Below are 22,127 nucleotides of genomic sequence, written 5' to 3'. Positions count from 1 at the left end.
CTCCGATCGGGGAGGTTGCTCCGCTCACGCCGTCACTAACGTGCGAACGGTCACCACGTGAGAGGAGCAGCAGATGGAACCCCAGAACGAGTCGAACCCGGTCGACATCGCCAGTGACGTCGCCACCGAGGACCTCATCGAGGAGGTCTCGATCGACGGAATGTGCGGCGTCTACTGATGTCCGATCGCATGCTCGAGGAGCCGTGGACGCTGTCGCCCTCGGTGGCGCTGCGTCCCGAGCCCTTCGGGGCTCTCGCCTACCACTTCGGCAACCGGAAGCTGACCTTCCTCAAGCGGCCGGAGTTGGTCGAGGTGGTGCGGCTCCTCGAGCAGCACCCTCGTCTCAGCGGCGCGCTCGAAGCCGCCGGCATCCCTCCGGATCAGCACGAGGCGTACGCAGCGGCGCTCCGCGCCCTCGCCGAGACCGACATGATCCGCCCCCGCCACCAGGAGGCAGTGTGACCATCGCACCTGAACGCCCCATCACTCCCCAGGCCCGTCCCGCAGGCGGCAGCCTCGTCGAGCAGTTCGAGTTCGGCCTCGACGCCCCGATCTGCCTGACCTGGGAGCTGACGTACGCCTGCAACCTCGAGTGCGCCCATTGCCTGTCGAGCTCGGGTCGCCGTGACCCGCGCGAGCTCAGCACCGAGCAGTGCAAGGCAGTCATCGACGAGCTGCAGCGCATGCAGATCTTCTACGTGAACATCGGCGGCGGCGAGCCGACGATCCGCCCCGACTTCTGGGAGCTGGTGGAGTACGCCGTCGATCACCAGGTCGGCGTGAAGTTCTCCACCAACGGCTTCCGGATCACCCCGGAGCGGGCCGAGTTCCTGGCCTCGACGGACTATGTCGACGTACAGATCTCCCTGGACGGCGCGACGGCGGAGGTCAACGACCGCGTCCGCGGAGCGGGTTCGTACGACACCGCGCTCAAGGCGCTGGCGAACCTCCGCGACGCCGGCTTCTCCGACGCCAAGATCTCCGTGGTCTGCACCCGGGAGAACATCGGCCAGCTCGACGACTTCAAGGCCATCGCCGACGAGTACGGCGCCACCCTGCGCCTCACCCGGCTGCGTCCCTCGGGTCGCGGAGCCGACGTCTGGGACGAGCTGCACCCCACACCTGCGCAGCAGCGGGAGCTCTACGACTGGCTGATGGCGCACGGCGACAACGTCCTCACCGGCGACTCCTTCTTCCACCTGGCCGCCTACGGCGAGTCGCTCCCGGGCCTCAACCTGTGCGGCGCCGGGCGGGTGGTGTGCCTGATCGACCCGGTCGGCGACGTCTACGCCTGCCCGTTCGCGATCCACGACCAGTTCCTGGCCGGCAACCTGCTCGGCGAGGGCGGGTTCCAGGAAGTCTGGCAGTCCTCCGACCTGTTCACCGAGCTGCGCTCGCCGCAGACCGGTGGTGCGTGCACGAAGTGCCAGTTCTTCGACGCCTGCCGTGGCGGCTGCATGGCCGCCAAGTTCTTCACCGGGCTGCCGCTCGACGGCCCGGACCCGGAGTGCGTCCAGGGCTACGGCGAGACGGCGCTCGCCGGCGACCGGCTCGTGCCGCCGGCGAGCAAGGACCACTCCCGCAGCCAGGCCAGCCGCAACGCGCCGGTGCTGCTCAATCTCGGTGCCACCAGGCGGCGCCCCGTCTCCGCCTGCAACGAGGACCCGCTCGCCGGAGGTGACCTGTCATGAAGCTCGAGAACCCGTGGAGGCGGAACCCGTGGTTCGAGTCGGTCGCGGTGGCCCAGGAGCGGGCCCGCCGCCGGCTGCCGAAGCCGGTCTACGGTGCGCTGGTCGCCGGATCCGAGCGCGGCCAGAGCATGACCGCCAACCAGGACGCCTTCGCCGACCTCGGCTGGGCACCCCATGTCGTCGGGCAGCACGCCCAGCGTGACCTCGGCACGACCGTCTTCGGCCACGCCATCCCGTTGCCGGTCCTGATCAGCCCCACCGGGGTCCAGGCGGTGCACCCCGACGGTGAGGTCGCGGTCGCCCGGGCCGCCGCGGCCCGCGGCACCATCATGGGGCTGTCCAACTTCGCCTCCAGGTCCGTGGAGGAGGTCACCGCGACCGGCGCGACGACGTTCTTCCAGATGTACTGGACAGGCGACCGCGACACCATGGTCGAGCGCATGCAGCGGGCGCACGACGCCGGTGCCCAGGGGCTGATCGCCACCCTCGACTGGTCGTTCTCGATCGGCCGCGACTGGGGCAGCCCGGAGATCCCCGAGAATGTCGACCTGCGCACGATGCTGCGGCTGGCGCCGCAGGTCGCGGCCCGGCCCCGGTGGGCGTGGCAGTTCGGGCGTACGGGCTCCTTCCCCGACCTCACCGCGCCCAACCTCGCGCCGCCGGGCGGGACCGCGCCGACGTTCTTCGGTGCCTACTACGAGTGGATGACCACCCCGCCGCCGACCTGGGACGACGTCGCCTGGATGCGTGAGCAGTGGCACCAGATCAGCGGCACGCCGTTCGTGCTGAAGGGCGTGTGTCGGGTCGACGACGCGATGCGTGCCGTGGACGCCGGGGTCGCGGGCATCTCGGTCTCCAACCACGGCGGGAACAACCTCGACGGCACCCCGGCCGCGATCCGGATGCTCAAGCCGATCGCCGACCGCGTCGGCGACCAGGTCGACGTGGTGATGGACGGCGGCGTACGCCGCGGCTCCGACGTCGTCAAGGCGCTCGCGCTCGGCGCGAAGGCGGTGCTGATCGGCCGGGCCTACCTCTGGGGGCTGGCGGCCAACGGCCAGGCCGGGGTCGAGAACGTCCTCGACGTGCTCAGCGGCGGTATCGACTCGGCCCTGCGGGGGCTCGCCGTCGGGTCGGTCGCCGAGCTGCAGCCGGAGCACCTGATCGTCCCGGACGGCTTTCATGTACGCACTGGGTGACGCCACCTGGCCGCAGGTGCGCCGGGGCACGGTCCTGCTGGTGCCGGTGGGCTCGCTCGAGCAGCACGGGCCGCACCTGCCCTTCGACACGGACACCACCATCGCATCGGCGGTCACGCAGGGGGTGGCTGACCGGCTCGCGGAGCAGGGCGTCGAGAGCTGGGTGGCGCCGCCGATCGCGATCGGCTCCAGCGGCGAGCACCAGTCCTTCGCCGGCACCGTGTCGATCGGGAGCGATGTGCTCCACCTGGTCGTGGTCGAGCTGGTCCGCTCGGCCCGCACCTGGGCGGAGCGGGTCGTGCTCGTCAACGGCCACGGCGGCAACGCCGCCGCGCTGACCAGCGCCGTCAACCAGCTCGCCTTCGAGCGGCAGGCCGCCTGCTGGCTGCCGTGCCGCACCGAGGAGTTCGACCTGCACGCCGGCCGCACCGAGACGTCGCTGATGCTGCACCTGCGCCCCGAGTCGGTACGCCTGGATCTGGCCGAGCCCGGTGACACCAGGCCGCTCGCCGAGATCCTGCCGGCGATGCGGGCAAGCGGCGTCGCGGCGGTCTCCGCCAACGGTGTCCTCGGCGACCCGACCGGCGCCACGGCGGCGGAGGGAGCGGAGTCGCTGGCCACGATGATCGAGCAGACCACCATGGGCGTGCTGGCTCCCGGCGGCGTGGCAGTGGGATGAGCACCTCCCGGCCGGTGGCCGTGGTCACCGGAGCCGCTCGCGGCATCGGCGCGGCCACGGTCCGCCGGCTGGCCGCCGCCGGCTACGCCGTGCTCGCGGTCGACGCCTGCGCCGGGCCGGACGCGGCGCCCTACCCCACGCCCACGCCGGACGACCTAGAGGCCGTCGCCGCCGGGTGGCCCGAGGTCGGGACGTACGTCGCCGACGTCCGGGACCGTGAGGCGCTGGTCGCCGCCGTGACGAGCGCCGAGGAACGCTGGGGGCACGTCGACGTCGCGGTGGGCGCCGCCGCTGTGGTCGCCGGCGGCAGGCCGTTGTGGGAGACGCCGGACGACGAGCTCGAGCTGCTGTGGGACACCGACGCGAAGGGTGTCTGGAACCTCGCCTCGGCGGCCGTGCCCGCCATGCTGCGCGGCCCGGACCCGACGCGCTGCCGGTTCGTCGCCGTCGCCTCGGCGGCCGGCAGCCACGGCCTGTTCCGGCTCGCCGGCTACACGATGGTCAAGCATGCCGTCGTCGGTGCGGTGAAGGGCCTCGCCGCCGACCTCGTCGGCACGGGTGTCACCGCCGTCGCGGTCTCGCCGGGGGCGACCTCGACGGACATGCTGCGGCAGACCGCTGCCCTCTACCCCGGCACCACCGTGGACGACCTGGCCGCCCACCAGCTGCTGCGCCGGCCGCTCGCCCCCGACGAGGTCGCCGCGGCCATCGCGCTCTGCTGCTCAACCGAGGGCGCCGCCCTCAACGGCAGCGTCGTGCACGCGGACGGAGGCTTCGGCGGATGAGATTCCCGATCGGCTTCCGGGCCCGCATCCGTGACGACGTACGCCGCATCGACGGCCGCCTGCTCGTCGGCGGTTCGCCGCTGCGGGCCGTCCGGCTCACCAAGGCGGCGCGGGCGCTGCTGGCCGACGGCGAGGTCACCGTGGTCGACGCGGTGACCGACGCCCTCGCCGCCAGGCTCGTCGACGGCAACCTGGCCGACCCGGTGCTCGCCGGGCCCGGGGTGGACCCGGCGGAGCTCACCGTCGTGATCCCGGTGCGCGACCGGCCCGAGCAGCTCGACCGCGCGCTCGAGCCGCTGAAGGGCCTCCATCGCATCGTCGTCGACGACGCCTCCCTCGACCGCGACGCCGTCGAGCGGGTCGCCCGCCGCCACGGCGCCCACCTCCTGCGGCTGCCGGAGAACCTCGGTCCGGCCGGAGCCCGCAACGCCGGCCTGCGCGCGGTGCGCACCGCGTACGTAGCCTTCGTCGACTCCGACGTGACCGTCGAGGCGAGCACGCTCCTGAGGCTCTCCCGCCACTTCGCCGACTGTCGCGTCGCGCTGGTCGCGCCACTGGTCCGCAGCCGCGCCCGCAGCCGGGCGCCGCGGTGGTTCGAGCGCTTCGACGAGGACGACTCCTCGCTCGCCCTCGGCACCCGCGCCTGCGTCGTGCGCCCGGGTGCCGCGGTGGGCTGGCTGCCCAGCGCCTGCCTGGTGGGACGTACGGACCGGCTCGGAAAGGGCTTCGAGGAGACGATGCGGGTGGGCGAGGACGTCGATCTGGTCTGGCGGCTGGTCGAGGCCGGTGAGGTGGTGCGCTACGACCCCGACGAGGTGGCCTGGCACGACACCCGCGCGACCGTCCGCGGCTGGCTGGGCCGCAAGTACCTCTACGGCACCGGTGGCGCCGACCTCGCCGTCCGCCACGGCCGCAAGGGCGCCCCGGCCGTGATGACGGTGAGCATGGCCGCGACGGCCGCGGCGCTGCTGGTGCACCGCCGCTGGTCGCTGTCGGTGGCCGCCGCCGGGATCGCCTACGGCACGCTCTCGCTGCGACGACGGCTTCCGGAGACGCCGGGAAGGGATCGGCTCGCGGTCCGGCTCTGTGCCCAAGGCCTCGGCTGGACGGTCCGCCAGGAGGCCGCGCTGCTGTTGCGGCACTGGTGGCCGCTGACCGTGCTGCTCGCGCCACGCAGCGCCCTCGTCCGGCGCGCCCTCGCGGCCTCCCTGGTCGTCGACGTGGTCGTCGCCCGGGTCGACAACCCCGGCACGCGATACCGCCCGTTGGCCCGGCGACTCGACGATCTGGCGTACGGCGCAGGCCTGTGGGCGGGCGCGATCAAGGCACGTTCGGCGACCTGTCTGCTGCCGCGTCGACCCAGCCAGATGACCAGCCAGGGAGGTACCTCTCCCAACGGGTAGGTAGGCCCCTCCCGGGGTGGCCTGTTTCCCGTTCCTCGCCTGTTCGCGGCCCTTTCGCCGTACCTAATGTGCTGAGCGTCACACACGCCAACGGAGGTTGCCATGCAGGTCGACGAACTACTCAAACCGTTCCCTATCAAGGAGTTCCACCCCTTCCCGCGCGCCCTCATGGGCCCCGGCGCTCACGAGATGATCGGACCCGAGGCCCTCAAGATGGGCTTCCGCAAGACCCTGGTGATGACATCCGGCCTGCGCGGCACGGACATCGTCAACAAGATCGTCGAGTCGATGAAGTACCACGGCCTCGAGGTCGTCGTGTACGACAAGGTCGAGTCCAACCCCAAGGACTACAACGTCATGGACTCGGTCAAGCTCTACCAGGAGAACGAGTGCGACTCGTTCGTCTCCATCGGCGGCGGCTCGTCGCACGACGCCTGCAAGGGCGCGCGCATCTCGGTCGCCCACGACGGCCGCAACGTCAACGAGTTCGAGGGCTTCAACATGTCCGAGAACCCGAAGAACCAGCCGCACATCGCGGTGTCCACGACCGCCGGCACCGGGTCGGAGACGTCCTGGGCGTACGTCATCACCGACACGACCACGGACCCCGACAACCCGCACAAGTACGTCGCGTTCGACGACGCCTCCGTCGCCAGCCTGGCGATCGACGACCCGGTGCTCTACTACGACTGCCCGGTCGACTACACCGCGCAGTGCGGCTTCGACGTCCTGGCGCACGCCAGCGAGCCGTACGTCTCCCGGATCAACTTCCAGCCGTCGCTCGGCAACGCGCTGCACGCGATCAAGCTGACCTCGGAGAACCTGCGCCAGGCGGTCTGGAACGGTCAGGACCTCGGTGGTCGTGAGGGGATGATGTACGCCCAGTACATCGCCGCCCAGGCCTTCAACTCCGGCGGCCTCGGCATCATCCACTCGATCAGCCACGCGGTGAGCGCCTTCTACGACACCCACCACGGCCTCAACAACGCGATCGCGCTGCCGCGCGTGTGGGCCTTCAACATGCCCACGCACTACAAGCGGTTCGCCGACATCGCCCGCGCGATGGGCGTCGACACCCATGGCATGACCGACGTGCAGGCCGCCGACGCTGCCCTCGCCGCGGCCATCCGGCTGCTCCGCGACGTCGGCATCACCGAGCGGTTCGTGGACGTCAAGCAGGACACGTACTCGAAGAACCGGCTGGGCCAGGGCCCGACCGCCTACTACGAGAACGCCAAGGAGATCGTCGGCGACGACGCGGACATCGACCGGATCACCAACCACGTCCTCGGTGACGCCTGCACGCCCGGCAACGCCAAGGAGTGCACGTTCGAGACCGTGCGCCCCGTCGTCGAGCACTGCCTGAACGGCGACCTGGACGACCTGCTCGGCTGATCGGTCCAGCTGATCCTTCGGTGTGGCGGGCCCGTCGACGGGCCCGCCACACCGGCCCACCCACCACCTCGAGGAGTGCACGTGTCGATCACCACCGAACCGATCCAGGGCTTCACCGACGTCGAGGACACCAGGGCCCAGCTGGCCACGTGCGGCTACCTCGCCGACGACCGGCTGGCCACCACGGTGTTCCTGCAGACCCGGCTGGAGAAGCCCGTCCTGCTCGAGGGCCCGGCGGGCGTCGGCAAGACCCAGCTGGCCGAGAGCCTCGCCGTCGCCACAGGGCGGCGTCTGATCCGGCTGCAGTGCTACGAGGGTCAGGACGAGACCAAGGCGCTCTACGAGTGGGACTACGGCAAGCAGCTGCTCTACACCCAGATCCTGCGCGAGAAGATCGGCCAGGTCGTCGAGGACGCCGCCGACCTGAACGAGGCCGTCGAGCGGATCGCCAAGCAGGACTCGGTGTTCTTCTCCCAACGCTTCCTCGCCGCCCGGCCGCTGCTCGAGGCGATCGACTCCGACACCCCGGTCGTGCTCCTGATCGACGAGGTCGACCGCGCCGACGAGGCCCTGGAGGCGGTGCTCCTCGAGCTGCTCGCCGAGTTCCAGATCTCCATCCCCGAGGTCGGCACGGTGACCGCCAAGACCATGCCGTACGTCGTGCTGACCTCGAACAACACCCGCGATCTCTCCGCCGCGCTCAAGCGCCGCTGCCTCCACCTCTTCCTCGACTACCCGGACGCGGCCCGGGAGCTGGAGATCATCCGGTCCAAGGACACCGGCCTCGCCGACTCGCTCGCGGCCCGGCTCGTCGACATCGTCCGCGGCATCCGCGACCTCGAGCTGCGCAAGGCGCCCAGCATCTCCGAGACCGTCGACTGGGCCCGTACGCTCGCGGTGCTCGGCGTCGAGGAGCTCACGGCCGACGTGCTCTCCACGACGCTCAACGTCGTCGTGAAGTACGAGCGCGACCTGAAGCGGGTGATGGACGCGCTGCCGCGGCTGGTCGACCCGAACGCCGAGGTGCCCGACCACCTGCACGGCCATGGTCACGGGCACGGTCATGGGCACTCCCATTCCCCGGCTGCCGACACGGCCGACGACGATCGCGACGGCCGTGCCGAGCGCAAGGCGAAGGACCAGCCCGGCCGGCACAACGCGGGCTACTACGGCGGCGCCGGCGGCACCGGGCCACGTACGGCCCCGGCGGTCTCGACGAGCCAGGGCAGCCGGGCGTTCCCGTCGGCCCGCAAACGCCCGCTCTGAGCCGGGATCGAGGCCCGACATGGAGACCGCACTGCACCGCTTCATCCGGCTGCTCCGGCTTTACGGCGTACGCGTGAGCACCGCCGAGGTGATCGACGCGATGCACGCGGTCGCCCAGCCCGGGGTGCTCGAGCAGCGCCACCTGCTCCACGCCGCGCTCACCGCGAGCCTGGTCAAGGACCGTCGTGACCTGGACACGTTCGACCTGGTCTTCGACCGGTTCTTCGGGCTGCGGCCAGTGGTCGAGGAGGCCGACGAGCACGGGCACACCCACGACGACCTCTCCGACGACGGCGAGCTCACCGACTTCACGCTCTCGGACGAGCCCGGCGAGGTGCCGGAGGACGGGCACAGCCACGGCAAGCCGGACGACATCAAGGAGTACTTCAAGCCCGAGGACATGGCGCAGCGCTACAACCTCCACCAGGAGGCGAACAAGATCGACATCGCCGCGCTCACCGACGAGATCGTCCTCTCCAACGACCCCAAGTCCAGCCCGGGCGAGGCCGCTCGGGTCCAGCTCTCGACCAGCCGGATGCACAACCCGGGCAACCCGGGCGAGCTGATCCGCGACGCCGGGATGCAGCTCGACACGGAGCTGTCGGTGCAGGAGGAGATCGCGCTGCTGAGCTGGCTCGAGGAGCGCGAGCCGGACAGCGGGATCGACGACGACGATGCCCTCGCGGAGCTCCGCAAGGCGCTCTCGCCGTGGCTGGCCACGCTCCCCGAGCGGATCCGCGACCACCTCGAGCGGCTGATGAGCATGGAGCGCGAGATCGAGTCGCGCGAGATCCAGGCCACCCAGGCGGAGACCGTCGCCGAGCACGACCGCGCCGCGCTGGAGGAGTCGCTGCGGCGGCTGCTCAGGAAGCTCCACGGAGCCCCGCGCCCGCGGCGTACGGTGGCCGCCCGCGGCATCGTCGACGGCCGCCGGACGATGCGCACCAACATGAAGTACGACGGGGTCCCGTTCCGCCCGGTCACCGTCGCGAAGGCGCACGACCGGCCGCGGCTGCTCGTGCTCTGCGACGTCTCCCTGTCCGTACGCTCCACCGCCCGCTTCACGCTGCACCTGCTGCACAGCCTGCAGTCGGTGGCCACCTCGGTCCGGTCGTTCGCGTTCGTGAAGGACCTGGTGGAGATCACCGACCTGTTCGCCGAGCACCGGATCGAGGACGCGCTGTCGCTGGTGCTGTCGGGGCTGCCCGCCGGCGGCGTGCTCGACGTGGACGCCGACTCGGACTACGGCTCCTCGTTCGAGCAGTTCCTGGAGCAGTTCGGCTCGGCGGTGAACCGGAGGACCACGCTGGTGATCCTCGGCGACGGGCGGGGCAACGGCAAGGATCCCGGCTTCGCCGCCTTCGAGGAGCTCACCCGGCGGGCCCGGTCGACGATCTGGCTCACCCCGGAGCCGCGCTACTCCTGGTCGCTCGGCGGCTGCGACCTGCCGGAGTACGCCGAGTGGTGCGACAAGGTCCAGGTCGTCCGCAACCTGCGCGGGCTCGACAACGTCACCCAGACGATGTCGGTCGGCCGATGACCACCCCGCCCGGCGAGCTGGCCGTGATCGACGCGCTCCGCCCCGGGCCGGAGGCGGGCGTCTACCGCGACGAGGTGGTCAGTGTCCGGGCCTGGCGCGGCCCCCGCCCGCGCCGCCAGCTGGGCACGATCCGCACCCGCCACTTCGATGTGCACCGCGAGGGCCACCACGTCCACCTGGTCCACTGCCTGCGGGCGGAGCAGATCGACGACGACCTCTCCGGGCTGCTGGCCGAGGAGCTGTTCCAGCCGGGCTGGCTGCGCGGGCCCGACCTGTTCGAGCGCCTCTTCACCGGCGTCGTGGTCAGCAGCGCCCCGGACCCGGAGCAGGCCTGGGCCGCGTTCTACCGCAACACCCTGCGCCACGTGGAGCAGGCACTGGAGCGCCCCGGCTCCACCGCCGCCGGTCACGGCACCGTCGCCGAGTACGCCCCCGTCTACCGCTTCGTCGAGCAGCAGCTGGCTCGTGGCTCCGTCCTCGAGGTCGGGTGCTGCTTCGGGTTCCTCTCGCTGCGGCTGGCCGCCACCGGACGGGACGTGACCGCCTCCGACCTCTCCGCGGGCACCGTCACGCTGCTCAGTGCCGCGGCGTCCCGGTTGAAGGTGCCGCTGACCACGCGAGCCGCCGACGCCACCCGGCTGCCCTGGGCCGACGAGACCGCCGACAACGTGCTGCTGATCCACCTGCTCGAGCACATCGAGCCGAGTCTCGGAGACCGGGCGGTCGCCGAGGCGATCCGGGTGGCGCGACGTCGAGTCGTGATCGCCGTACCCCTCGAGGACGAGCCCGACGAGACCTGGGGCCACGTCCGGACGGTGTCGCTGGACGACCTCGCCGCCTGGGGCGAGGCCTCGGGACACCCGCACCGGGTCGTCGAGCACCACGGCGGCTGGCTCGTCATCGACACCGACCGCTGATCGCGTCCTCACCGGGTGGACCTGTCCATCGGCGAAGCAGGTGCTCAACACCCCGTCCGGCGCCGCGTCAGGCCTGGTCAGAAGCGGGTCAGACCTGTCCGTCGGCCGCACGCACCCGGGCAGGAGGCCTACCCGAGGGCAGGTGCGCGACCGCCCACTCGGCGGGTCTGTCGATGTGTCGTACGTCACTACGTTGAGAGGGCCGTGGCCCAGCCCGGACGACGGCTGACTCCCTGGAGGAACTGATGACGAACACATCCATCGATGCAGAGGTGCCGACGGTTCAAGGCGCCACCACGACGACCTGGGGCGACCCGTTCCCGCTCGGCCTGGCCAGCTTCGGGATCTCGGCGCTCGTCCTGGCGACGGTGATGTCGGGGATCGTCGACCCCGCCGCCCTGCCGGCCGTGCTGCCGCTCGCGCTGGCGTTGGGCTTCGCAACCGAGCTCGTGGCCGGTCTGGTCCACTTCCGGCGTGGCGAGACGTTCCCGGCCCTGGTCTTCACCGCGTACGCCGGGTTCTGGCTCTCCTACGCGTTGCTGGTGCAGTTCTACGGCCCGATGGTGACCGCCGGCGGCGCCGCTGTCACCGGGATGTTCCTGCTCGCCTGGGCGCTGTTCACGTCCTACATGCTGCTGGCGGCGCTGCGCACCAACACCACCACGATCGTGATCTTCGTGCTCCTGGCCGGGGTCTTCTACCTGGCGGCCTTCGGGTCGTTCCTCGGCAGCGCGGCCCTGGGCCGGACGGCCGGCTACGTGCTGATCCTCGACGCCGTGGTGGCGCTCTACGCCTCGGCCGCGATCATCGTGAACACCACCTGGGACCGCACCGTTCTGCCCGTGCCGTGACGTGGTTCGGGCCGGCGTTCACCGTCGTCGGGGTGCCCCGCATCTCGAGCGATCCCGGTATGAGCCGCTCCCGGATCCGCCCATGCACGCAATCGTGTCGTGTCGGTGCAGATGCCTCAACAGACCGTCGGCCAGAAGCGGGACAGACGCGCCGACCCGACGGCTGTAGGTGGGGCAGATGCGCCGACTCGACCAGTTCTGGTGGGGCAGATGCGCCGGGTCGGGGAGTGTTGGTGGGCTGGATCTGACCGGTCGGTTTACGTGCGCCTGGTGAAGCGGATGTCGCCGTTGGGGAGGCGTTCGTGGAGGTAGGTGGGGTCGTGGGCGCGGTGGTGGTGATGGCTGCAGAGGAGTGCGGCGTTGGCCAGGTCGGTGGCACCACCTTGGGCCCATTCGATCCAGTGGTGGGCTTCTGCCCAGGTGCCGGGGATGTCGCAGCCTTCGGCCTCGCAGGTGGCGGATCTGAGGAGAAGGGCCCGGCGTTGGGCGGCGGTGAAGAGGCGTTCCCTACGCCCGAGATCGAGAAGCTCGGAGTCACCACCGAGGACAGCGGGCAGGATGCCTGCGGTGCAGGCCAGCCGCCGAGCCTCAGCGGCGGTGATCGGGCTGCCGCCGATGATCTGGGCGATGCCGGCCTCTTTGCGGAGTTGGTCGAGGTCGATGGTCACGATCACCGTGGTGGCGTCTCCGCCGTGGATGGGCAGCCGGGCTGGGTCGAGGGTTTCGAGCAGCTGGCAGAACGCCTGGCCGAGGCGGCGGTCGTAGGGCAGGTAGTCGCCGGTGTCGGTGCGGGTGCCGTCCTCGCGCCTGGGTGAGGCGAACGCCTCCAGGTTGGTGGCGAGCCGGTCCGCGGCCGCATCGGGGACCACGGCCGCGATCCGGGTGGTGCCGTCCCGAGGCGGCGCATGCTCAGCCGGGTCTTCTTGCGGGCGTGGGCTTCTTCGGCGGCGAGGCGTTTCGCTTCTTCGGCCTCGGCGATCTCGGGGGCGATGACCTCCAGGATCCGGCGGCCGAGCCGGCGGAGCTGGGCCGGGTCGAACTGGGTGGCGTAGGCGAGGAGGGTCTCCTCGGCCTTGGTCTTGATCTCGGGGTCCAGATCGGCGGGGAGTTCGTCGAGGGCCTGGGTGATCACCTGAGCCTGTGCCGGGTTGCACTCCCCGACCCGCATCGCCGCGGCGACCAGGCCGTAGGACCGGTCCAGCGCAGACGCGAGTCGCAGATCGGCCCGCAGTACTTCCGGACGTTGATGGGTGTGGTGGTGAAGCCAGGCCGCCACATCGCGCGCGGCGCTCTCCGCGGCGACATCATCAGCGGTCGCGAGCACGCGGAGTTCGAGCTCGGCCAGCTGGGCTTTGGCCCGAGCGATCTCGACCAGGGTGGTGGCCTTCTGGTCGGTGGCCATGAACGCCGGGTTTGCCTCCGCAACCTGGTCCAGTGCGCTGGTGACTGCAACCACTGCCTCGAGGACGGGGTGTTGGGGTTGTTGCAGCGTGGTCATCGAAGCGGTCACCTCCCGACGTACGAACTCTTCACACCCACCCACGCAGGTGTGTTCTGGTTCGCTGGTCTCGGAGGCCCGGCAGTACGGGCTATTACTTACCCTCGCAGCTCAGCGTTCACGCCCCTGGTTCCCCTGGAATACCCGCACATCGAATGATGGGGGCACGCCTCTTTCGAGGTGGTCGACCTTCACGTTCACGCCTGCACCGAGCCTACCATACAAAGCAAAATGAACCCAACCCAATCAGGGACAGGTATCCCCACCAAAACCCAGACCGCTGCTGGAACCCAGACACGCGACCAACGGACACACACCAAGCCCCCCACACGATCGCGGCGAGCGGGGGACGGCACAGCAACCCCGAGGATCAGAGGAGCCCCAGCTTGGACGCCTCGTACACCGCCTCGGCCCGGCGGCTGACCCCCAGCTTCCGCAGGATGTTGCCCACGTGGAACTTCGCGGTGGTGTCGGAGATGTAGAGCCGGTGGCCGATGGCACGGTTCGACAGCCCGTGGGCGAGCAGCTCCAGCACCTCCAGCTCGCGCGTGGTGAGCTCGGAGTCGTCGCTGGTCACCGGCATGTTCACGCCGCGGATCATCGCCGCCGCGGAGCGGGCGTCGAAGGCGCTGCCGCCGCTCGCGACGTCCCGGATCGCCCGGACCAGGCCGGTCGTGTCGACGTCCTTGACGACGTAGCCGCGGGCGCCGGCCCGGATCGCCTGCATCACCAGCTGCTCGTCCAGGAACGTCGTCAGCACCAGGATCAGGGCCTCTGGGTGTCGCTGGGTGAGGGCCGCGCACAGCTCCAGCCCCTCGGCGTCGGAGGACGAGGAGAGCTTGAGGTCGAGCAGCACGATGTCGGGGCGGGCGCTGTTGACCCGGGCCAGCGCCTCGGCCGCCGTCGCCGCCTCCGCGACCACCCGGAGACCGGGCTCGCGCTCGAGGATCGACCGCAGTCCCTGACGGACGATCGCATGATCGTCGACCAGCAGTACGTCGATGCCGGCCGTGGCCTGCTCCGGGATCGCCTGCGGTGGGCTGAGCGTGTTCATGGTTCCTCCTCGAAGCGGCTACTGCGGGTCCTCGATGAGCCCGCAGATCGTTCCTCGGCCGCGGTCGACGACCGGCAGCGGCACCCGGAGCTCGACCCGGACGCCGCCGAGATGTGAGCGCCGGAACGCGACCGTGCCGCCGAGCTCGCTGATCCGGGTCTCGATGTTCGCCAGGCCGCGGTGTCTGCCGTCGATCGAGGCACCGCGCTCGAGACGCAGCTTCCGGGCCAGCAGGCTCGGGTCGCCACGGCCGTCGTCGGCGACCCCGACGTAGAGCTCGTGCTTGCGGTAGCGGAGCCGGAGCACGGCCTGGGAGGCCTCGGCGTGGACCGCCACGTTGAAGAGCGCCTCGCCGACCGCGCGGGCGATGTCGTGCTTGGCCTCCGCAGGCATCGGGCACACCTCGCCCTCCACCCGCACCGAGACGTCCAGATGGGGGCGGTGGTGCTCGGCCACCTCGTGCAGGAGCTCGGGCAGCGACGACACCGTGTCGCGATGCGGCTGGTGCAGGGCGTAGATCGCCCGGCGCAGCTGCTCCACGGCGTCCTGGGTGAGTTGCTTGGCGGTGTTGAGGAGCTCGCCGATCCGTTCCCCGGCCGGGCCAAGCTCCTCGGTCTCGCCGCGCGCGACCTCGACCGACATCCCCGCCGAGAGCACGAACTGGGTCACGCTGTCGTGGAGCTCGCGCGCGATGCGGTGGCGCTCGTGGTCGACCAGCTCGCGCTGCCGGGCCACCAGCAGCCGCTCCTCGGCCTGGCGCAGCTCCCGGGTCCGTTGCTCGAGGTCGCGCTCCCGGGCGCCGACCTCGTCGTAGAGCCGCTGGGCGCGGCGGTGCTGAGCGAGCCCGGCCTGGTACTGCTCGGAGGTGTGCAGCGCCACCGCCGCCTCGTTGGCCAGGATGCGCAGCACGGACAGGTCGCCGGGCTCCGGGTCGTCGGCGAGACCGTGGAGGCCGACGAGGCTGCCGATCATCACGCTCTCCAGCGTCATCGGCACCCGCACCCAGCGAGCCGGCCCCGGCGCCCCGGTGGCATGGCCCGCCCGGATCGCGCCGAGCTCGCGGCGTACGACGCCGGGGAGCTCCTCCTCGTCGCCGACCACCTGGCCGTCGTGACCGACGACGATGAACCGGGGCCGAGCTCCCGTCAGGTGGCCGTCCGTCAGCGCCAGGATCGTCCATTCGGCGGCGAGGTGGACCGCGGCCGCGCGAGCCACCTCCTCCAGGAGCGCCCGCGGGCCCTCCACCGTGCGCACGAGTGCGCGTGAGATCGAGTCCATGGCGCGTACGGCCTGCTGCATCCGCTCGTCGGAGCGCAGGAACGCGCGGTAGTAGGACCGCTTGCCGGAACGTACGCCGGTCAGGGCTGCCAGATCGGGGGCGCTCACCGGACCACCTTCACAGGGCTTCCCGGAAGAGCGCGTGGATCTCGGCGCGGCTCGCCGGTCGCGGATTCGTGGTGAGACAGGCGTCGTCGAGCGTGGTCACCGAGAGGGTGTCGAGGTCGGTGTCGGTCACCCCGAGATCCCGCAGGCCACGGGGCACACCGACGTCGTCGGCCAGGCGCCGCACGTGGTCGGCCAGCATCTCGGCCGCGACGTCTCCGGGGACGCCGTCGACCGGCAGCCCGGCGGCCCGGGCCAGGCCGACGAACCGCTCCGGGACCGAGCGCGCGTTGTAGCGGATCACGTGCGGGAGCAGGACGCCGTTGACCACTCCGTGCGGGGCGTCGAGCAGCCCGCCGACCTGGTGGCTCATCGCGTGGGTGGCCCCGAGGATCGCGTTGGTGAAGGCCAGTCCCGCCTGCAGGCTCGCCTGCGCCATCATCGCGCGGTGCTCCATCGCGCCCGGATCGGTGACGGTCGAGCGCAGATGACGGCAGACGAGAGCCACCGAGCTCATCGCGTGGCCGTCGGCCAGCGGGTTGTGCGCCAGCGAGACGTACGACTCGATGCCATGGGTCAACGCGTCCAGGCCGGTGGCGGCGTTGAGCGCCTCCGGCATCGTGGTCAGCAGCCGGGGGTCGGTGATGGAGACGTCCGGGACCAGCGCGCGGCCCATGATCGTGATCTTCACCCGGCGGTCGGTGTCGGTGACGATGCAGAACTGGGAGACGTCGGCGCCGGTGCCGGAGGTGCTCGGGATCATCAGCATCGGCGGGATCGGTCGGGCGATCTGGTCGATCCCGGCGTAGTCGAGGATGTCGCCGCCGTTGCCCGAGAGCACCGCGACGCCCTTCGCGGCGTCCATGCAGGAGCCGCCGCCGATCGCCACGATGACGTCGGCCTCGGCCTCGACGTACCTCTCGTAGGCGCGGCGTACCTCGTGGTCCTTGGGGTTCGGGGTGACATCGGTCCACAGCACCGGGGTGAGCCCCTCGGCCCGGAGCAGCCGGAGCAGCTCGTCGACCCACCCGGCCTCGACGATGCCCGGATCGCTCACGACGAACGGCCGCCGGGCACCGAGCCGGGAGGCCGCGTAGCCCGCCTCGCCCAGCGAGTCAGGCCCGAAGACGACCTCCGGAGCCTGGAACTTCACCACCTGGTCGAGCGGGGCCGTGGTCGGGAGGACGGGCTCCTGCCGGGGCGAGACCTCCCAGGTGCGCGCCATCACGGCCGTGGGTGCGGTTCCGGCGGTCATCTCAGAGACCCACCTCGCGGTCCAGGCGGGCGATCTGGCCGTCGGCCAGCGCCAGCAGCGGGGAGCCGGCGGGCAGCAGGTCCCGGAGGCGGAGCCACATCTCGTAGTCGTCGGCGCCCCAGGCCGACCGGGTCCAGGTCGAGACCAGGTCGGGCTGGCCCGACTGGAGCACAGCGGCACGCAGCTGCTGCGCCAGTGTCTCGCGCAGCCGGACCACACCGGGCGCGACCGAGCGCGGCAGGATCGGCCCGCGATAGCAGCGGAGCGCGCCGGCGACGTCGCCCACCGCGAGCCGTGCCTCGACCCCCAGCCAGTCGCCGGTGACTTCGGTCGTGAGTCGGTAGGGACGGGAAGCCAGGAACTCGTCCCCGAGCAGGTTGCGCAGCCGGTTCAGCTCGGCGCGGAGCGTTGAGGAGCCGCCGTCGTCCTCGTAGAGCAGGACGGCGAGCTCGTCGCCGGAGAGTCCGCGCGGGGCGCTGGCGAGAAGGAGGAAGATCTCGCTGTGCCGCGGCGAGAGCCGTAGCTGCGCGCGATGGCCGCGGCCGTCGTCGATCGAGAGCAGCAGGTCCTGGCGGCCCAGGGTCTCGACGGCGATCCGGGCCCAGCCCGGCCGGGTCTCGGGCTGCCTCGGCAGCAGCTGCTCGCGCGCGAGCTCCGACTCCGCGAGCCTCGCGGCAGCGCGCACCATCGCCATCGTCTGGGGCACCACGATGGAGTCTCCGCCGGTGATGTCGAGGACGCCGAGCAGGCGGGAGTCGCCCGGGTCGTGGATCGGGGTGGCGGCACAGCTCCACGGCTGCACCGAGCGCCGGAAGTGCTCGGCGGCGATGACGCTGGTCGGCCGGTCGAGCCGGAGCGCGAGGCCGGGTGCGTTCGTGCCGGCGAGCCGCTCGTCCCAGTTGCTGCCCTCGACGAAGCCGATCCGCTCCGCGCGCCGGAGCGCCGCCGGGGCACCGCACACCCACAGCAGCTGGCCGGCCTCGTCCGAGACCGCCATGATCGCGTCGCAGTCGCGCGCCGCCTGCCCGAGCACGTCGTCGAGGAGCGGGAACACCCGCGCCAGCGGATGCGCCGCGCGTACGTCCCGGAGCTGGTCCTCCGGGAGCGTGATCGGCGCGCACGCATCGTCGGCGGTCACCCCGGCGGCAGCGGAACGGTGCCACGAGTCCGCCACGGCTGCGCGCATCGAGGGGCTCTGCTTCGTATCGCTCATCCGGACCTCCTCTGGTGACGAGGGTCACATTTGAAGGTTGCATTCACGTTGCATCGGTCGCGCAACGTGGCTGCAACCTCGGCGTTCCTAGCGTCTGTGACCACGATCACGCCCGAATGCCTGACTTTGCCTGAGGAGAAACTCCGATGACCGTATACGCAGCTCCCGGCCAGCCCGACTCGCTGGTCACCGTCCAAGGCCGCTACGGCCACTACATCGGCGGCCAGTGGGTCGACCCGGTCAAGGGTGCCTACTTCGAGAACATCTCGCCGGTGAACGGCAAGCCGTTCACCGAGATTGCCCGAGGCACCGCCGAGGACATCGAGGCCGCCCTGGACGCCGCACATGCTGCCGCTCCGTCGTGGGGGAAGACCTCGACGACGGAGCGGGCCAACACCCTGCTCAAGATCGCCGACGTGATGGAGGAGAACCTCACCGCCATCGCCGTCGCCGAGACCTGGGAGAACGGCAAGCCGGTCCGCGAGACCCTGGCCGCCGACATCCCGCTCGCGATCGACCACTTCCGTTACTTCGCCGGTGTGCTCCGTGCCCAGGAGGGCACCATCGGCGAGATCGACGAGAACACCGTGGCGTACCACTTCCACGAGCCGCTGGGCGTCGTCGGCCAGATCATCCCGTGGAACTTCCCGATCCTGATGGCCGTCTGGAAGCTTGCGCCCGCCCTGGCCGCCGGCAACGCGGTCGTGCTCAAGCCCGCCGAGCAGACCCCGTGGTCGATCCTCAAGCTCATCGAGCTCGTCGGCGACCTGCTGCCCGCCGGCGTGCTCAACGTCGTCAACGGCTTCGGCGTCGAGGCCGGCAAGCCGCTCGCCTCCTCGCCCCGCGTCGCCAAGGTCGCGTTCACCGGTGAGACCACGACCGGCCGGCTGATCATGCAGTACGCCAGCCAGAACATCATCCCGGTGACCCTCGAGCTCGGCGGCAAGAGCCCGAACATCTTCTTCGACTCCGTCGCCGCGGAGAAGGACGCCTTCTACGACAAGGCGCTCGAGGGCTTCACCATGTTCGCCCTCAACCAGGGCGAGGTCTGCACCTGCCCGTCGCGTGCGCTCGTCCAGCGCTCGATCTACTCCGACTTCGTCGGCGACGCGATCGCCCGGGTCGAGAAGATCAAGCAGGGAAACCCGCTCGACGACACCACGATGATCGGCGCCCAGGCCAGCAACGACCAGCTCGAGAAGATCCTGTCCTACATCGAGATCGGCAAGGACGAGGGCGCCAAGGTGCTCACCGGTGGCGAGCGGAACATCCTCGAGGGCGACCTCGCCGAGGGCTACTACGTGCAGCCCACCGTCTTCGAGGGCGACAACTCGATGCGGATCTTCCAGGAGGAGATCTTCGGCCCGGTCGTCTCGCTGACCGGCTTCGACGACGAGGCCGACGCCCTCAAGGTCGCCAACGACACCCTGTACGGCCTCGGTGCCGGCGTCTGGTCGCGCGACGGGTCGCAGGCCTTCCGTGCCGGCAAGGAGATCAAGGCCGGCCGCGTCTGGACGAATTGCTACCACGCCTACCCGGCCCACGCCGCCTTCGGCGGCTACAAGCAGTCCGGCATCGGTCGCGAGACCCACAAGATGATGCTCGACCACTACCAGCAGACCAAGAACCTGCTCGTCAGTTACAGCCCCGACGCCCTCGGGTTCTTCTGATGAGCGCGACCCACGCCTCCTCCCTTCCGGCGCGGGTCGCCGTGACCGGCGAGGCGGCGGAGCTGCTCCGCCGTCTCGTCGGTAACCACGGGCCGGTCATGTTCCACCAGTCCGGCGGATGCTGCGACGGCTCCGCCCCGATGTGCTACCCGAGCGGCGACTTCATGCTCGGCGACGCCGACATCCACCTGGGCGACCTCGACATCGGGCTGGACGACCAGGTGCCCGTCTGGATGTCGCGCTCCCAGTTCGAGTACTGGTCGCACACCCACATCACCATCGACGTCGTCCCCGGACGCGGCGCCGGGTTCTCCCTGGAGGCGCCCGAGGGCGTGCGCTTCCTGATCCGGTCGCGACTGTTCACAGACGAGGAGGCACAGCGCCTTGACCGAGAAACTGCTCAGCACTGACCACCAGATCCGCTTCGACCCGCCCGCCGACCTGGCCGCCGCCGCCAACGTCACCGCCGAGGCGTACGCCCGTGCCGCCTCCGACCTGGAGGGCTTCTGGGCCGAGCAGGCCGAGCGGCTGACCTGGGCCGAGCCGTTCACCGAGGTGCTGGACTGGTCCGACGCACCCCGGGCTCGGTGGTTCGCGGACGGGAAGCTCAACGCGGCGTACAACTGCGTCGACCGCCACGTCGAGGCCGGCCGCGGCGACCAGGTCGCCTTCCACTTCGTCGGCGAGCCCGGCGACACCCGAGACATCACCTACGCCGACCTCAAGGACGAGGTCTGCCGAGCGGCCAACGCGCTGACCGCCCTCGGCGTGGGCAGCGGCGACCTGGTCGCGATCTACCTGCCGATGATCCCCGAGGCCATCGTCGCGATGCTGGCCTGTGCCCGCATCGGCGCCACCCACACCGTGGTCTTCGGCGGGTTCTCGGCCGAGGCCCTCGCCTCCAGGATCGAGGACTGCCGGGCCAAGCTGGTCATCACCTCCGACGGCGGCTACCGGCGCGGGGGGCCCTCGGCGCTGAAGCCGGCCGTCGACGCCGCGCTCGCGCGACTCGGCAGCCAGAGCCCGGTCGACCACGTCCTCGTCGTTCGCCGCACCGGGGAGTACGTCCCGTTCGACGACGCCACCGACCTGTGGTGGCACGACGCCGTCGACAGCGCCTCCCCCGAGCACATCCCCGAGGCGTTCGACGCCGAGCACCCGCTGTACGTCATGTACTCCTCGGGCACCACCGGCAAGCCCAAGGGCATCCTCCACACCACCGGCGGCTACCTGACCGGCGCGGCCTACACCCACCACGCGGTGTTCGACCTCAAGCCGGACACCGACGTCTACTGGTGCACCGCCGACATCGGCTGGGTCACCGGCCACAGCTACATCGTCTACGGCCCGCTCGCCAACGGCGTCACCCAGGTGCTCTACGAGGGCACCCCGGACAGCCCGCACCGAGGTCGCTGGTGGGAGATCATCGAGAAGTACGGCGTGACCCTCTTCTACACCGCCCCGACGGCGATCCGGACCTTCATGAAGTGGGGACGCGAGATCCCGGACGAGTACGACCTCACCTCGCTGCGCCTCCTCGGATCGGTCGGCGAGCCGATCAACCCCGAGGCGTACCTCTGGTACCGCGACGTCATCGGCGGCGACCGCTGTCCCGTGGTCGACACCTGGTGGCAGACCGAGACCGGTCAGATGATGATCAGTCCCCTCCCCGGGGTCACCGCAGGCAAGCCCGGCTCGGCGATGCGGCCGCTGCCCGGCATCGGCGCCGACGTGGTCGACGAGGAGGGTCGCTCGGTGCCCAACGGGTCGAGCGGCTACCTGGTCCTCACCAAGCCGTGGCCGGCCATGCTGCGCACGCTGTGGCAGGACGACGACCGCTTCGTCGAGACGTACTGGACCCGCTTCGCGGACCTCGGCTACTACTTCGCCGGCGACGGTGCCAAGAGGGACGAGGACGGCGACATCTGGATCCTGGGCCGCGTCGACGACGTGATGAACGTGTCCGGCCACCGCCTCTCGACCAGCGAGATCGAGTCGGCGCTGGTCTCCCACCCGCGGGTCGCCGAGGCAGCCGTCGTCGGCGCCGCCGACGAGACCACCGGGCAGGCGGTCGTCGCGTACGTCATCCTGCGCTCCGGGGACGGCAACACCGGCGAGGCACTGGTCCAGGAGCTGCGCAACCACGTGGCCAGGGAGATCGGAGCCATCGCCAAGCCGCGGCAGATCACGATCGTCCCGGAGCTGCCCAAGACGCGGTCCGGGAAGATCATGCGCCGTCTCCTGCGCGACGTCGCCGAGGGCAGAGACGTCGGCGACACCACCACGCTCAGCGACCCGAGCGTCATGGCGCTGATCGCGGAGGGGTGA

General features: G+C 70.9%; 20 protein-coding genes and 1 pseudogene. 15 read left to right on the top strand and 6 right to left on the bottom strand.

Going from position 1 to position 22,127, the window contains the following annotated elements; translation table 11 throughout:
* The first annotated feature begins 73 nt into the window (after nt 1-73).
* The 12 genes from mftA (at nt 74) to G5C66_RS06695 (ending at nt 11,726) form a co-directional block, all read left to right on the top strand.
* Nucleotides 74-178: a mycofactocin precursor MftA gene (mftA, locus tag G5C66_RS06750; RefSeq protein WP_008355686.1), complete on the top strand. Its 105-nt coding sequence runs from the start codon at nt 74-76 to the stop codon at nt 176-178.
* Nucleotides 178-462 (top strand): mycofactocin biosynthesis chaperone MftB, encoded by a 285-nt coding sequence (gene mftB / locus G5C66_RS06745; RefSeq protein WP_165110195.1) that lies wholly within the window; start codon nt 178-180, stop codon nt 460-462. Before mftA ends, mftB begins: the two co-directional genes overlap by 1 nt.
* On the top strand, nt 459-1,691 hold the full coding sequence (gene mftC / locus G5C66_RS06740; RefSeq protein ID WP_165110194.1) for a mycofactocin radical SAM maturase: 1,233 nt from the start codon (nt 459-461) through the stop codon (nt 1,689-1,691). Before mftB ends, mftC begins: the two co-directional genes overlap by 4 nt.
* A complete protein-coding gene (gene mftD, locus G5C66_RS06735) occupies nt 1,688-2,890 on the top strand; it encodes a pre-mycofactocin synthase MftD (protein ID WP_165110193.1) in 1,203 nt (400 codons plus the stop codon). Before mftC ends, mftD begins: the two co-directional genes overlap by 4 nt.
* Nucleotides 2,874-3,569: a mycofactocin biosynthesis peptidyl-dipeptidase MftE gene (gene mftE / locus G5C66_RS06730; RefSeq protein WP_165110192.1), complete on the top strand. Its 696-nt coding sequence runs from the start codon at nt 2,874-2,876 to the stop codon at nt 3,567-3,569. Before mftD ends, mftE begins: the two co-directional genes overlap by 17 nt.
* Nucleotides 3,566-4,354, top strand: a complete 789-nt coding sequence (locus G5C66_RS06725; protein WP_165110191.1) for a mycofactocin-coupled SDR family oxidoreductase — start codon at nt 3,566-3,568, stop codon at nt 4,352-4,354. The genes mftE and G5C66_RS06725 overlap by 4 nt, the downstream gene beginning before the upstream one ends.
* Entirely contained in the window at nt 4,351-5,757 is a 1,407-nt protein-coding gene (mftF, locus tag G5C66_RS06720; protein ID WP_165110190.1) for a mycofactocin biosynthesis glycosyltransferase MftF, read from the top strand. The genes G5C66_RS06725 and mftF overlap by 4 nt, the downstream gene beginning before the upstream one ends.
* A 102-nt stretch (nt 5,758-5,859) precedes the next feature.
* A complete protein-coding gene (gene mdo, locus G5C66_RS06715) occupies nt 5,860-7,152 on the top strand; it encodes an NDMA-dependent methanol dehydrogenase (RefSeq protein WP_165110189.1) in 1,293 nt (430 codons plus the stop codon).
* A gap of 81 nt (nt 7,153-7,233) precedes the next feature.
* Nucleotides 7,234-8,418 (top strand): AAA family ATPase, encoded by a 1,185-nt coding sequence (locus G5C66_RS06710; protein ID WP_165110188.1) that lies wholly within the window; start codon nt 7,234-7,236, stop codon nt 8,416-8,418.
* Nucleotides 8,419-8,437: 19 nt separating this feature from the next.
* Nucleotides 8,438-9,958 carry a VWA domain-containing protein gene (locus G5C66_RS06705; RefSeq protein ID WP_165110187.1) on the top strand — a complete coding sequence of 507 codons (1,521 nt, stop codon included), beginning with the start codon at nt 8,438-8,440 and terminating at the stop codon, nt 9,956-9,958.
* The gene (gene mftM / locus G5C66_RS06700; protein WP_165110186.1) at nt 9,955-10,875 is read left to right on the top strand and encodes a mycofactocin oligosaccharide methyltransferase MftM; all 921 of its coding nucleotides are present in this window, start codon (nt 9,955-9,957) and stop codon (nt 10,873-10,875) included. The genes G5C66_RS06705 and mftM overlap by 4 nt, the downstream gene beginning before the upstream one ends.
* A gap of 245 nt (nt 10,876-11,120) precedes the next feature.
* Nucleotides 11,121-11,726, top strand: a complete 606-nt coding sequence (locus tag G5C66_RS06695; protein WP_165110185.1) for an acetate uptake transporter — start codon at nt 11,121-11,123, stop codon at nt 11,724-11,726.
* 257 nt (nt 11,727-11,983) lie between these two features.
* On the opposite strand, the gene G5C66_RS26735 is transcribed toward G5C66_RS06695, so the two are convergent.
* From G5C66_RS26735 to G5C66_RS06665, 6 genes and pseudogenes are all read right to left on the bottom strand, one after another.
* A complete protein-coding gene (locus G5C66_RS26735) occupies nt 11,984-12,595 on the bottom strand; it encodes an HNH endonuclease signature motif containing protein (protein ID WP_338144090.1) in 612 nt (203 codons plus the stop codon).
* A 155-nt stretch (nt 12,596-12,750) separates the two neighbouring features.
* Nucleotides 12,751-13,128: pseudogene (locus G5C66_RS27055) on the bottom strand (DUF222 domain-containing protein); the annotation flags it as partial.
* Between the two features lie 466 nt (nt 13,129-13,594).
* Entirely contained in the window at nt 13,595-14,278 is a 684-nt protein-coding gene (locus tag G5C66_RS06680) for a MadR family response regulator transcription factor (protein WP_165110182.1), read from the bottom strand.
* Between the two features lie 18 nt (nt 14,279-14,296).
* A complete protein-coding gene (locus tag G5C66_RS06675; RefSeq protein ID WP_165110181.1) occupies nt 14,297-15,664 on the bottom strand; it encodes a MadS family sensor histidine kinase in 1,368 nt (455 codons plus the stop codon).
* A 10-nt stretch (nt 15,665-15,674) separates the two neighbouring features.
* Nucleotides 15,675-16,916, bottom strand: coding sequence for an iron-containing alcohol dehydrogenase (locus G5C66_RS06670; RefSeq protein WP_165110180.1), 1,242 nt, complete (start codon nt 16,914-16,916; stop codon nt 15,675-15,677).
* Nucleotide 16,917: 1 nt separating this feature from the next.
* Nucleotides 16,918-18,129: a helix-turn-helix domain-containing protein gene (locus G5C66_RS06665; protein WP_165110179.1), complete on the bottom strand. Its 1,212-nt coding sequence runs from the start codon at nt 18,127-18,129 to the stop codon at nt 16,918-16,920.
* Nucleotides 18,130-18,275: 146 nt separating this feature from the next.
* On the opposite strand from G5C66_RS06665, the gene exaC reads away from it, so the two are divergent.
* The 3 genes from exaC to acs are packed head-to-tail and all read left to right on the top strand — an operon-like array spanning nt 18,276 to nt 22,127.
* Nucleotides 18,276-19,799, top strand: coding sequence for an acetaldehyde dehydrogenase ExaC (exaC, locus tag G5C66_RS06660; RefSeq protein WP_165110178.1), 1,524 nt, complete (start codon nt 18,276-18,278; stop codon nt 19,797-19,799).
* Complete coding sequence (locus G5C66_RS06655) at nt 19,799-20,209, top strand: DUF779 domain-containing protein (protein WP_165110177.1); 411 nt, start codon at nt 19,799-19,801, stop codon at nt 20,207-20,209. The genes exaC and G5C66_RS06655 overlap by 1 nt, the downstream gene beginning before the upstream one ends.
* The gene (acs, locus tag G5C66_RS06650) at nt 20,184-22,127 is read left to right on the top strand and encodes an acetate--CoA ligase (protein ID WP_165110176.1); all 1,944 of its coding nucleotides are present in this window, start codon (nt 20,184-20,186) and stop codon (nt 22,125-22,127) included. The genes G5C66_RS06655 and acs overlap by 26 nt, the downstream gene beginning before the upstream one ends.

This window comes from Nocardioides turkmenicus (genome assembly GCF_011045035.1).
GTDB lineage: Bacteria > Actinomycetota > Actinomycetes > Propionibacteriales > Nocardioidaceae > Nocardioides > Nocardioides turkmenicus.
Note: the sequence above shows the minus strand (reverse complement) of the source record. Positions and strands in the feature narration are given on the sequence as shown.